Origin of the sequence: Sedimenticola hydrogenitrophicus (assembly GCF_025175675.1) — a bacterium.
Classification (GTDB): domain Bacteria; phylum Pseudomonadota; class Gammaproteobacteria; order Chromatiales; family Chromatiaceae; genus Sedimenticola; species Sedimenticola hydrogenitrophicus.
On the sequence record NZ_JANIOA010000016.1, the window covers coordinates 1 to 12,453 of the forward strand.

The 12,453-nt window shown below is 59.0% G+C and carries 11 protein-coding genes and 1 tRNA gene; 7 read left to right on the forward strand and 5 right to left on the reverse strand.

Going from position 1 to position 12,453, the window contains the following annotated elements; all coding sequences use genetic code 11:
- Positions 1-410: 410 nt before the first annotated feature.
- Together NPX02_RS10315 and NPX02_RS10320 are read right to left on the reverse strand one after the other, a co-directional pair.
- A tRNA-Ser gene (locus NPX02_RS10315) sits at positions 411-501 on the reverse strand.
- Between the two features lie 190 nt (positions 502-691).
- Positions 692-1,162, reverse strand: coding sequence for an aminoacyl-tRNA deacylase (locus NPX02_RS10320; protein ID WP_260293463.1), 471 nt, complete (start codon positions 1,160-1,162; stop codon positions 692-694).
- A 237-nt stretch (positions 1,163-1,399) separates the two neighbouring features.
- Between NPX02_RS10320 and NPX02_RS10325 the strand changes: the two genes are divergently transcribed.
- The 5 genes from NPX02_RS10325 (at position 1,400) to NPX02_RS10345 (ending at position 6,399) form a co-directional block, all read left to right on the forward strand.
- Positions 1,400-2,236, forward strand: coding sequence for a class I SAM-dependent methyltransferase (locus NPX02_RS10325; protein ID WP_260293464.1), 837 nt, complete (start codon positions 1,400-1,402; stop codon positions 2,234-2,236).
- Positions 2,237-2,383: 147 nt separating this feature from the next.
- Entirely contained in the window at positions 2,384-3,127 is a 744-nt protein-coding gene (locus NPX02_RS10330) for a phosphoadenylyl-sulfate reductase (protein ID WP_260293465.1), read from the forward strand.
- 42 nt (positions 3,128-3,169) lie between these two features.
- The gene (locus NPX02_RS10335) at positions 3,170-3,508 is read left to right on the forward strand and encodes a hypothetical protein (RefSeq protein ID WP_260293466.1); all 339 of its coding nucleotides are present in this window, start codon (positions 3,170-3,172) and stop codon (positions 3,506-3,508) included.
- Between the two features lie 24 nt (positions 3,509-3,532).
- The gene (locus NPX02_RS10340; protein ID WP_260293467.1) at positions 3,533-4,309 is read left to right on the forward strand and encodes a sulfite exporter TauE/SafE family protein; all 777 of its coding nucleotides are present in this window, start codon (positions 3,533-3,535) and stop codon (positions 4,307-4,309) included.
- A gap of 26 nt (positions 4,310-4,335) precedes the next feature.
- On the forward strand, positions 4,336-6,399 hold the full coding sequence (locus NPX02_RS10345; RefSeq protein WP_260293468.1) for a nitrite/sulfite reductase: 2,064 nt from the start codon (positions 4,336-4,338) through the stop codon (positions 6,397-6,399).
- Between the two features lie 714 nt (positions 6,400-7,113).
- Here NPX02_RS10345 and phbB read toward each other — a convergent pair.
- Together phbB and NPX02_RS10355 are read right to left on the reverse strand one after the other, a co-directional pair.
- Complete coding sequence (phbB, locus tag NPX02_RS10350) at positions 7,114-7,863, reverse strand: acetoacetyl-CoA reductase (RefSeq protein ID WP_260293469.1); 750 nt, start codon at positions 7,861-7,863, stop codon at positions 7,114-7,116.
- A 36-nt stretch (positions 7,864-7,899) separates the two neighbouring features.
- Entirely contained in the window at positions 7,900-8,268 is a 369-nt protein-coding gene (locus NPX02_RS10355) for a phasin family protein (protein WP_260293470.1), read from the reverse strand.
- A gap of 496 nt (positions 8,269-8,764) precedes the next feature.
- On the opposite strand from NPX02_RS10355, the gene NPX02_RS10360 reads away from it, so the two are divergent.
- Entirely contained in the window at positions 8,765-9,229 is a 465-nt protein-coding gene (locus tag NPX02_RS10360; RefSeq protein WP_260293471.1) for a phasin family protein, read from the forward strand.
- Between the two features lie 65 nt (positions 9,230-9,294).
- A complete protein-coding gene (phaC, locus tag NPX02_RS10365; protein WP_260293472.1) occupies positions 9,295-11,388 on the forward strand; it encodes a class I poly(R)-hydroxyalkanoic acid synthase in 2,094 nt (697 codons plus the stop codon).
- 145 nt (positions 11,389-11,533) lie between these two features.
- On the opposite strand, the gene NPX02_RS10370 is transcribed toward phaC, so the two are convergent.
- Positions 11,534-12,202 carry a YiaD family glycine zipper/OmpA-like lipoprotein gene (locus tag NPX02_RS10370; RefSeq protein ID WP_260293473.1) on the reverse strand — a complete coding sequence of 223 codons (669 nt, stop codon included), beginning with the start codon at positions 12,200-12,202 and terminating at the stop codon, positions 11,534-11,536.
- Between the last annotated feature and the right edge of the window lie 251 nt (positions 12,203-12,453).

Below are 12,453 nucleotides of genomic sequence, written 5' to 3' on the forward strand. Positions count from 1 at the left end.
AAACCATTAAACACTACATGACCAATATCCTGCAGAAGTCACAAGTGCGAAACCGGGTTGAGGCGGCCTTGCTTGCCCGGCAGGCGACCGAATCCTGAATGCGCAGGGTGGTATTGCCCGCCGGCCGTTCGGTTGGTAATGGCCACCTCAAACCGCCCGTGCGCCTGACGGACGGGTTTAGCTGCAGAGCTGTTTATGGGCTTAAACCGGGAATGCAATCCCCCTGTAACACATCGAATCTTCAGGGTTTTCATTATTGGCGGAGAGCGAGGGATGAGCTCCCTGCGGTCGCTGGAGCTACGCGCTGCGCGCTGCGCGCTCCGCGATCGAACCTGCTTTTGAATCGAGGGTTCGAATCGTGGGCTGATCGGCTGCCCACGATTACCAACTTCATTGGTTGTTGACAAATTTGGCGGAGAGCGAGGGATTCGAACCCTCGATACGCTACTAACGTATACACACTTTCCAGGCGTGCTCCTTCAGCCACTCGGACAGCTCTCCAGATTGTTTTTTCAGCTCCTTGCCGATACAAGCGCCGCGTAGGCGGGCTCGTTACCCGGGCTTGCGCCCTCGCCCCTTTGGGCAAAACCAGCGCGCAGAAATATACGTCCCTCCGCGTCTCTGATTTTTGGAGGCGCAAGGGTATACCAGAACGCCCGTGGGCGCAATGCCGTCGGGGCAGATTATCGGGTTAGATATGATGGCTCATTGGCAGCTGTTTGGAATCTTTCAGCAGATTCCTGAACTCCTCCCCCGTCATTCTGATCAGAGCCCGGTGGTCGCCGGCCTCAAAATAGATTTCCGGTTGATCGAGCAGTAAGGGGTCAACCCAGGTGTCAATCCCGTAGGCTTCGCCAATGGGCGGCATGGCACCTACTTCGCAGTCGGAAAATGCGCCCGCCATCTCACTCTCCGTGATCAGCTGCAGTCGGTGTTTCACCAGTTCGCTGAGTTTGTTGAGCTCCAGCCGATGGGTCGCCGGGATGACGGCCAGCAGATACCGGTCTTCGTCACCCAACAGCACGCTTTTGGCCAGCCGGTCACCCGGCACGTGAGCAACTTCCGAAGTTTCCAGCGCCGAGTTTGTCCGCACATGTTCAATCACCTGATAGGTTGAACCATGATCAGTCAGATACTCTTTCAAGGTAATTGCGATTCCCATAACGCCTCCTCTGCCGAGATGCTGGTCCGTTCTGCATTTCGGCATCACTTCTTCAAACCAATCAACAGGTTATCAACCGCAACATGATCACTCTCGCAGTCGTACTCCGCCCGCAGATCACAGCTCGAATCACATGGCAGGCTAACAGACCTCACACAACACATTTCCTACTTCCCCTGTGCCTGGTTAAAGTATAGTCCCTGACACATGGGGTAACTGATACCGGGATTTTTTTCGATGACCAATAAGAAGAAAGTGAAGAAAAAGCATAAAGGACCGTATTTAGCCGATCAGGCAGACCGTCACCGGCTCTATGAACTCTCTGTCCAGTACGCCGCATCGGAGATAGAGTTCGTTGATGAGACGTACAAATCGATACGCGGCAACAAGGCACAACTGCTTCGGGAAGATTTCTGCGGGACCGCCAATGTCTGTTGCGAGTGGGTGCGCCATCGCAAGGGGAATCGCGCCATCGGCGTCGATCTTGATCGCGAGGTGCTGGCCTGGGGCCAGGAGCATAAGCTCTCCGAACTGAGTCGGGGCCAACGCAAGCGGATCGCGCTGATCGAAGAGGATGTCCTGCAGGTCGAAACCGAAGCCCCGGATATCGTCTCCGCGATGAATTTCAGCTATTGGCTGTTCAAGGGACGACAGGAGCTGAAGCGGTATTTCAGTCGGATCAGGGAGACGCTGGACGAGCAGGGTATTTTCTTTCTTGACGCCTACGGGGGTTACGACTCGTTCAGGGAGCTGGAGGAGGAGCGGGAGATCAATGACGGTGAATTCACCTATATCTGGGAGCAGGAGCGCTACGATCCGGTGACCGGCGGCTTGATCTGCCACATCCATTTCGCCTTCCCGGACGGGTCCAGACTGGAGCGCGCCTTCAGTTACGACTGGCGGCTCTGGACCCTGCCGGAGATCAGGGACCTGCTGGAGGAGGCGGGTTTCAGCAAGGTCACTATCTACTGGCAGGGCTGGGATGAGGACGGCGAGCCCGATGGCATTTTCGTGCCCGCCACCACCGGGGAGGCCGACGCCGGCTGGATCTGCTATATTTCCGCGGAAAAATAATCCGTACCGCAGGACCATATAACTCACGATTCTTCTTATATGCCTATTTGATATTTTTATTACTGAATAAGTAAGTCTAAGGTTGTCCTCAGTAAATTGCCGGCCGCCCAACCGCGGCGCACCCATTATCTACCTGAGGAGCAACCCATGAGCATTTCCATTCTGGATGTCCAACGTCTGGCGACCACCCACGATGATCGCTCCCCCGAGGAGATCATCAGCCTGGCACTGGAGACTGTCGACAACATCGCCATCTCCTTCAGTGGTGCGGAAGATGTGGTGCTGATCGACATGGCGGTCCAGATCAACCCCAATGTCAAGGTGTTCTCCCTCGATACCGGGCGTCTGCACCCGGAAACCTACCGCTACCTGGAAACGGTGCGCAACCACTACGGCATCGAGCTCGATGTGGTCTCCCCGGTCGGCGCCGACGTGGAGAAGCTGGTACGGGAGAAGGGGCTCTACAGCTTTTACCAGGATGGCCACAAGGAGTGCTGCACGGTACGCAAGGTGGCACCTCTGCGCCGCAAGCTGGCCACCCTGAGCGGCTGGATCACCGGTCAGCGCAAGGACCAGAGCGTCGGCACCCGCACCGAGATCCCGGTGATTCAGGAGGACCCCTCTTTCTCCACCGAGGACAACAAGCTGCTCAAGTTCAACCCGCTGGCCAACTGGACCTCCGCCCAGGTCTGGGAGTACATCCGCAGCAACGAGGTGCCCTACAACCCATTGCACGCCCAGGGATTCGTCAGCATCGGCTGCGAGCCCTGCACCCGCGCCGTGCTGCCCAACCAGCATGAGCGTGAAGGTCGCTGGTGGTGGGAAGACGCGGTCGACAAGGAGTGCGGTCTGCACGCCGGCAATGTCGCAGCCAGGGCGGCTGCCCGCTAAATCAGGCCGACTAAATCAGGCCCGCCAAATCAGGAGAACGTCATGGCCTTTATTACGATGGTGAAGAAGCTGACCCGCGACGGACAACCCTGTTCCAAGTGCCGGGATGTGGAAGCCCGGATGCATCGTGAAGGTCTGTTCGACCAGATCGACCGGGTGGTGATCGCCCAGGAAGGTGACCTGAGTAGTGAAGGCATGCGTCTGGCGGAGATCTACCAGGTCGATCGGGCGCCGTTCTTTCTGGTGGCCGACGACAGCGGCGACGTGCGTGTCTACACCGTCTACTTCAAGCTGTTGCGCGAGGTTCTGAAACCGGCCCAGGAGAAGCGGCCCGCCCTGTCCGGGCTGCTCAATCCGACACCGGCGGCCGAATTTATCTAGCGCACCTGACGATAAGGATCAGCCATGGATCCGCTGTTCACCCTGGCAGGTTTTGTGGTGGGGATTTGCGTTGGCCTGACCGGTGTCGGTGGCGGCGCATTGATGACCCCGATCCTGGTGATGGGCTTCGGCATACCCACGGCGCTGGCCGTGGGCACCGACCTGATTTACGCCGCCATCACCAAGGCAAGCGGGGTCTGGTTCCATGGGCGTAAGGGCAGCATCCGCTGGCCGCTGGTGGGTTATCTGGCCCTCGGCAGCCTGCCGGCGACCGTGATAACCGTGCTGTTGCTCGACCAGCTACAGCCGAGTGGCGATCACGAACGACTGATTACGGCAGCCCTGAGCGTGACGCTGATTTTCACCTCGCTGGTGCTGCTGCTGAAAGAACGAATCGCCAGGCGATTGGAGAACGGCAACTCGCGAACAGCCGCCTGGATACGATTTTACCGGACCCGGCTGCTGATTCTGCTCGGGGCGCTGCTGGGGGTGCTGGTCACCCTCTCCTCGGTGGGTGCCGGGGCACTGACGGCGGCCATCCTGTTTCTGCTCTATCCCCGCATGCCGGCGATTGCGGTCGTGGGGACCGACCTGGCCCACGCGGTGCCGCTGGCCGCTCTCGGTGGTCTCGGCCACCTGCAGCTGGGTAACGTGGATCTTACCCTGCTCGGCAGCCTGCTGCTGGGTTCGATACCCGGCACGGCGCTCGGCAGCCAGCTGGGGATACACCTCCCGGAACGGATGTTGCGCCGGGGACTGGCCGGGCTGCTGTTTCTGACCGGCCTCAAGTTTGCTTTTTAGTGTTTAACTGACCATTGGAGTCAACCATGATCACTGCAGCCAACCCGCTGATCGACTCGAAGGATTTCGATGACTACGAGCAGCACCTGCAGAACTACCTGCAGGGCAACCTGGACCCACACCGGTTTGTGGCCATTCGCCTCAATCTCGGTATCTATGCCCAGCGGCAGGATGGCATGTGTATGGTCAGGGCCAAGCTCCCGGGCGGACGCATGAACCCTCGTCAGCTGCTCGGCTTTGCCGAGGCGGCGGAGAAGCACTCTGGCACCACCAACGTGCACATCACCACCCGGCAGGATATCCAGTTCCATTTTGTGCCGCTGGAGCGTACGCCCCAGCTGCAGCGCACCCTGGCGGAGTACGGCATCGCCACCCGCGAGGCCGGCGGCAATACGGTGCGCAACATCACCGGCTGCGCCCTCTCCGGCGCCTGCCCGGCGGAGCACGTGGACATCAATGCCTATATCGACAAGGTGGCGAACTACTTCATCCGCCACCCGCTGACGGCCTCCATGCCGCGCAAGTTCAAGCTGAGCTTCTCCGCCTGCGAATCCGACTGCGCCAACGGCCTGGTGCATGACCTCGGGGTCATTGCCACCCGCAAGGACGGACGTCCCGGTTTCCGCCTGCTGGCGGCCGGCGGCCTGGGCGGCAAGCCCAAGGAGGCGATCGTGCTGGAGTCCTTCATCGAGGAGAATCAGCTGATCCCGGCCATCGAGGCGGTGCTGTCGGTGCATGACAAGTACTCCGACCGCAAGCGCAAGATGCGCTCGCGTATCAAGTTCCTGCTGGACCGCTTTGGCGCCGAAGGTTTTATCGAGAAATACCGTGCCGAATATACCCGCACCTCCAACGCCTACAGCCCGGAGGCAGCGCCCATCGGTGTGTGGCGCGAGCGCAGCATCGACGGCAGCCAAGTCAAGACCACCCTGCGGGCACCCACCGCCCAGCACCAGGAGGACCTGAACATCCTGCCGGTCAGCGTGCCCGACGGCCGGCTGGAGATCGAGACCCTGCGCGGTCTCGCCGACCTGCTGGTCAAGGAGGGTCTGCACGACATCCGCACCACCGCGGACCAGAACCTGAGCATTTTCAATGTGCCCACCGACAAGCTCGGCAGCCTCACCGTGGCGCTCAAGGCGCTGGGGCTGAAACTGCCGCGCTGCGGCGATCTGGTGGTCTCCTGCCCCGGCACCGCCACCTGCCCGCTCGGTATCACCGCCTCGCGGCAGATGGCACCGCGGCTGAGCGGTGGCGTAGGCGACCTGAGCGTGCGCGTCAACGGCTGCCAGAACGGCTGCGCCAACGCCACCATCTCGGATATCGGCCTCTACGGCAAGGGCCGGCGCCATCACGGCCGGCTGGTGCCCAGCTACACCCTGCAGCTGGGGGGTAACGGCAGCGAAGGCGGCAGCATCGGCCTCACCGGTCCGGACATTCCCGCCGTGCGCGTGCCCTCGGCCGTGAGCCTGCTGCATGACAGCTATCATGCCGATCGCCAGGCGAATGAGAGCTTCCGCGATTGGGCTCACCGCGAAGGACGTGAATACTTCGACGAGTTGCTGGGCCACCTGAGCAACGTGGGAGCGATGGAGCTGCCGTTCCTCACCCGCGACCACGGCGACAGCAGCGTGTTCAAGGTGGAGTCCATGGGCGTCGGCGAATGTGCCGGTTCCCAGGCGGCCCCGGCCGACAAGCTGTTGCTGGATGCCCGCTACGAGTCGGATCTCAGTGTCGCCTTCGCGGCCAAGAACAAGCAGGCGGATGCCGGCGAGAGCCTGGAGAACCAGATCACCTACTCCGGCCAGGCGCTGCTGGAGATCGCCGGACTCGATCGCTCACTGAAAGGTGAGGAGCAGATGTTGCCGGCCCTGCGTTCGGCCTACGGGGTGTACAAGGACGAACTGGACAAGCTGGAGCAGTTCTACGTCGAGCTGCGCTCCTTCCAGTCGACCCTGGACGAGCTGCAGCTGGCGAGCCTGATCGCTTCGGCCAGGGAGTTGACCGCCTGGGCCGGGACACGGATCGAGGAGCACAACAAGCGTCCGCATACCGCCACCGAGCAGCCCCGGTCGGGTACGGACGGCTGAGCTGCTTCACCCACCCCGCCCGACAACGCCCCCGCTTGGGGGCGTTTTTTTACCCAACCCGCCGTGCATGACCCGGCCACTGGACCGAACCGACCGCTTTGGCGTGTAGGGCAGCCTGTGGGTGCCGCCCCGAAAGTTCGATGTGGTGTCGGGTATAACCCTATATCCAGAACGAGAAGCCGCCAGGTATGCATTCCCACGCGGAGCGTGGCAATGAGGAACAATCCGCAGTAACTGCTCACGGGGTGATTGGCCTGCCTTGTTGGTCGATCTTGATGGCGCCTCGAATCCGGCCCCTTTTTCAGCGCCTGCCCATACTCGCTTCGCTCAGACAAGGGCAGGCTTGAATCTGAAAAAGGGGCCGGATTCGAGGAAACAAGCCATCGCGTTAGGCCAACAAGGCAGGGCAATCACTTACAGACCGGGTGAGTAGATATATCCAGAGTGAATGCCGTGAAATAAGCTGAACACAGCGCCCAAAGCCGCTCCAGGCCATCCCTGGATAAAGCCGCTCCCGGCCATTGCATCCTCGGCTCCGTAAACGGTACATGGCATCCTCGGCTCCGTAAACAGTACATCCCTGTACCACTCCTCCTGACCACTCCTCATGGCGTCCGCGGCATAGGTCCATCCCTGGACAAAAAAATGCCCGGCGGGGGTGCCGGGCAAAACTCTCTATAAACAACAAGAGAGGAGGAGGATTTGTTTACAAAATCAATGTACGAAGAGCGCGCCGTTGACCGGAATGTTGGCCCCGGTGAGGTAGGCCTGATCATCGGCCGCCAGGAAAGCAACAGCCGAGGCGATCTCTTCCGGGGTGCCCATGCGCCCCATGGGGATGCCGGAGATGATGGCCTGACGCACGTCGTCGCGCATCGCGGCGGTCATGGCGGTCTCGATATAGCCCGGTGAAACCGTATTGGCGGTCACACCCTTGGCGGCGCCCTCATGGGCCAGCGCCATGGTGAAACCGTGGATGCCCGCCTTGGCGGCCGAGTAGTTGGTCTGACCAAACTGACCCCGTTGACCATTCACCGAGGAGATGTTGATGATGCGGCCAAAACCCCGGTTCAGCATCCCTTCCCAGGCCGGTTTGGTGACATAGAAGGCGCTGTTCAGGTTGGTGTTAATCACCGCATCCCAGCTTTCGGCGTCCATCCGTTTCATGGTCTTGTCGCGGGTGATGCCGGCGCAGTTGACGATGATATCCACCGGACCGAACTCCTTCTCGACCTCCGCCACCATGCGGGCGCTATCCTCGGCGGAAGCGACGTCGCAGACCGCGAGCGCCACATCGACACCGGCTTCCGTCCGCGCCTTGCTCCACTCGACCAGCTTGTCCTCTTCGGCAGGATGGTAGGTCGCGACGACCCGGACTCCCTGTTTTGCCAGACGCTCGCAGATTGCGGTACCGATACCACCCACGCCACCGGTCACGATAGCCAGACGTTTGCTTTCATTCATAACATAACTCTCTGTTTTTATTAATTTAATCGTTATTCAAGCGGCTTTTGCGGACTTCTCGACCTGCTGGGTGAATACCTCAACGCCCTGCTCAACCCAGGAGCGGTAATCGTCACGCACATCGGTGGTCACCTGCAGGGTCTCGCGGCCCTTTGTCACCAGATTCTCACCAAACTGCTTGGCTACTTCCATTTCGACATTGACCAGCTCTTTGACATCTTTCAGTTCGGTGGTCGCCTTGAACATTTCGATGCCGGCGTCGACAAACAGGCCAAAGGTTTCGGTCTGCTTTGCCACCAGCTTCTCCCAGGTGCGAAGGTTCAGTTCACCCAGATTGCGAGCCGCTTCAAAACCGGCCACTCCAAACTCTTTCAGGATTTCCAGATTTACAGTAGAGGTTTTCATGTGATCGTTCCTTTTGTGAATTACCGTATGTTGCGTTGCAGCATATCGCCCATTCCACCCGGAAGTCAAGCTTTTTTTGTGCGCTGCACAAACGGTATTTCAAATACGTCATCCAGCAAAGGGACACGACCACGACAGCGCAAGAACGGACCGGAACAAAAACATCACCTTATTAAATTAATATTTCCGTAACAAACGGTTAGCGTGACAAGCATACCCTTGCAGAGGAAACCGCAGCACACTGCAGGGGCATTTTCCAATACCCCAGGGAGCCGGGCATGTCAGTGATACCGGCTGCGAATGGGTACAGAAACAGCAACTATTTGTGCACTGCACAATTTCATGCTACATTGCCGTCCATAGAGCGAAACCACGAGACACTGGAACCATGTTGAGCAGGGAACAGCTAGATCATCACCAACACACCCTGCAGGCTTCTGAATCTTAGCCAGCTCTTAAAGCCAATCTTTTTTGACCCTACTTCGAGGTAGATTCCATGGCCACACAGAACCCTTTTGATTTCTCCGCCCTGTTCGCCGGCTTTGATCCCCAGGCCATTGCCAAGCAATTCCAGGAAGGCCTCAGCGGGATCTCCATACCCGGTATCGACAGCAACAGCCTGATTCAGACCCAGCGCAAGAACATGGAGCTGTTGATGTCCACCAATCAGGCGATGCTGGCCAGCTCCCAGGCACTGATTCAGCGTCAGGCAGGCATGCTGCAAGAGACCATTGCCGAGGTTACCGCCGCCGCCACCAAACTGGCCGAATCCGGCAATCCGCAAGACGTCTCGGCCCGCCAGGTCGAACTGCTGCAGAGCGCATTCCAGAAGGCACTTGCAAACTCCAACGAGATCAGCAATATGATCCGCGAGACCCAGGAGTCGGTTGCCGGCCAGGTTAACAACCGAATTTCCGAAAGCCTGCAGGAACTGAAAGAAACCATTTCCAAAGTAAAGTAGTGCAGGTCAACGGCCTTCCCTATACTAAAAATAAATCTGCGTAAGTTAAGGAACAGGAGAGAAAAATGTCGAAATCCCAGCAGTCCGAGGTCAATTCATTGGGCTTTGCATCGACAACCACGGAACTAGAGAAGAATTTCAAACAGGTCGAAGAGATCATGGCGAACTTTGCAAAATCCTATGAACATATGGATCTGGACCCGTTCAACCTGATGAAATCCTCTGCCGAATGGTACGCCGCTGTGGCAAAAGATCCGCAAAAGGCGATCAATGCCAACCTCTCCTTTCTGCAGAAATCCATGGAGCTGTATCAGCACTCCCTGACCAGCCTGCTGGGCGGCAGCGTCGCGGCCGAACCGGTGATCACCGAGGATAAGGGTGATCGTCGCTTCAAGCATGAAGGATGGGAGGAGCAGCCGGCATTCAACGCCATCAAGCAGTCCTATCTGCTGGTCTCCAAGTGGCTACGTGACCAGGTGCAGGGCGTCGAGGGACTGGATGAGCATACCGCGGAGAAAGTGGAGTTCTTCACCGAACGTTATCTCGACGCCATGTCACCTACCAACTTTGCCGCCACCAACCCGGCCGTCATCGAGAAGGTCATCGAGACCAAGGGCGCCAATCTGGTACATGGCCTGAAAAACATGCTGGAGGACCTGGAAGCCGGCAAGGGCGAACTGCGCATCCGCATGACCGACACCTCCGCCTTCGAGCTGGGCGAAAATGTCGCCACCACGCCCGGCAAGGTGGTGTTCCAGAACCGCATGTTCCAGCTGATCCAGTACACCCCGGCCACCGACACCGTGCTGAAACGGCCCCTGCTGGTGATTCCGCCCTGGATCAACAAGTATTACGTCATGGATCTGCAGCCGAAGAATTCGCTGCTGAAATGGCTGGTGGACCAGGGCCACACGGTGTTCGTGGTCTCCTGGGTCAATCCGGACAGCTCCTATGCCGAGACCAGCTTTGCCGACTATGTTACAGAGGGGGTGATTGCCGCCGTTGACGCAGTTGAACAGGCGACCGGTGAGTCGGAGATCAACATGATCGGCTACTGCATCGGCGGCACGCTGCTGGCCACCACACTCGCCTACATGCAGGCCAAGGGTGACCAGCGGGTGAAGAGTGCCACCTTCCTGACCACCATGCTCGACTTCGCCAGCCCGGGGGAACTCGGGGTGTTCATCGACGAAGAGCAGATCTGCGGTCTGGAAAAAAAGATGCACGAGAGCGGCTATCTGGATGGTACCCAGATGGCGGGCACATTCAATCTGATGCGCGCCAATGACCTGATCTGGTCGTTCTATATCAACAACTATCTGCTGGGCAACGATCCACGCCCATTCGACCTGCTGTACTGGAACTCGGACTCCACGCGGATGCCGGCCAGGATGCATGCCTGGTATCTGCGTAATCTCTACCTGGAGAACAACCTGTGTAAACCGGGTGGCGTAACCATCAACGATGTCCCCATCGATATCGCCAGGGTGGATATTCCGGTCTGCTTCGTCTCCACGGTGGAAGATCACATCGCCCCCTGGAAATCGACCACCTCCGGTGCCCGACTGTTTTCCGGTGATGTGCGCTTCATGCTCGGCGGATCCGGACATATCGCCGGTATCATCAACCCGCCGGCAGCGGGGAAATACAATTACCGGGTAACCGACCGGTTGCCGGAAGATGTTGAAACCTGGGCGTCCGAGGCGGAGGTGGTCGACGGCTCCTGGTGGCCGGCGTGGGATCGCTGGGTAAAGGCCCTGGCCGACGAACCGGTGGCGGCCCGCCAGCCGGGTGACAACGGTATGCCCATCATCGAGAATGCCCCCGGCAGCTATGTGAAACGCACCCTGAATGACATCAGCCAGACCGAGGCACCCGTGACACCGGCCGTGGATGAGCGGAGCGAAACGGCTGCGCCCGCTCCTGAACCGGCGGTCGCCGACAGCTCACAGCCGGCACCGGCGGATGATCTGACGGCCATCAAGGGCATCGGCCCCAAACTGGCCGATGTCTTGACCAACTCCGGCATCGTCAGCTATGCCCAGTTGGCGGAGATGGGTAGCGATGGCATCAAACAACATCTGTTGAGCGTGGATGAACGCTATGCGCGTTATGACACCACCAGCTGGCCGGAACAGGCCAGAATGCTGATGCCGTAATCCCATTGCGGAGTAATAGTTAAAAAAGGCCAAGTCGGTTCCGACTTGGCCTTTTTTATGCCTCACCGGAAATGTCCGGGAGAGGTGCAACGGGCGACAGGTTGGGCAAACTTTCCGCGCCCGGATCACACCCCTCGCCTACGCCCTACTCCACATAAGGCAACAAGGTAAGCTCCGCGCGGCGGTTCTGCTGGCGTCCCGTGGCGGTGCCGTTGCTGGCGACCGGGCGGCTCTCCCCATAGCCCACGCTATCGATGCGTATGGATTCAACGCCGTTGGCGATCAGGACACCGCTGACCGCCTGGGCGCGCTGCTGCGACAGACGCTGATTATAGGTGTCAGAACCGGTGCTGTCGGTATGCCCCGCAACCTCGATCATGGTGGACTTGTACTCTTTCAACACCAGCGCCACGGAACCCAGGGTATCGACAAAGTTGTGATTCACCTCGGCACGATCGACGGCAAAAGTGATATTGGCCGGCATATTGAGGATGATGTTGTCCCCGTTACGGGTCACGCTCACCCCGGTATGCTCCAGCTGCTGGCGCAGTTTGGCTTCCTGGACGTCCATGTAGTAGCCGACGCCGCCACCGGCAATCGCGCCGATACCGGCGCCTTTCAATGCCCGTTCCGTGCGCTTCTTCTTGTCCCCGGAGGTGGCTATACCCAACACCGCACCGACTGCCGCGCCGATGGCCGCCCCTTTGGTGGCGCTGGAGGTCTTCTCCTCGCGGGTATAGGGGTCCACCGTGGTACAGGCCTGCAACAAGAGAGCCGAAACGATCAGGCCACAGAGGGAGATTTTCTTATTCATATAACACTCCTAACTAGATAACAATCAGAGGAAGCCAAGCTGATTGGCACCCATGCAAAAAACACTCGAGTTAACTACCACCGGCAAAGCCGGGGGTTTATTGGTGAGCGCCTCAAAGGCGTCACAACAGCCTGAGCTGCCCAAGGCGGCCGAACAACTTTCCGTACCTACGGCACCTCCCCGGTCCCGGATCGGTAAAGGATCATTACTCTCGCCAAGACGCCAAGCACGCCAAGAAAAATCGATTCCTC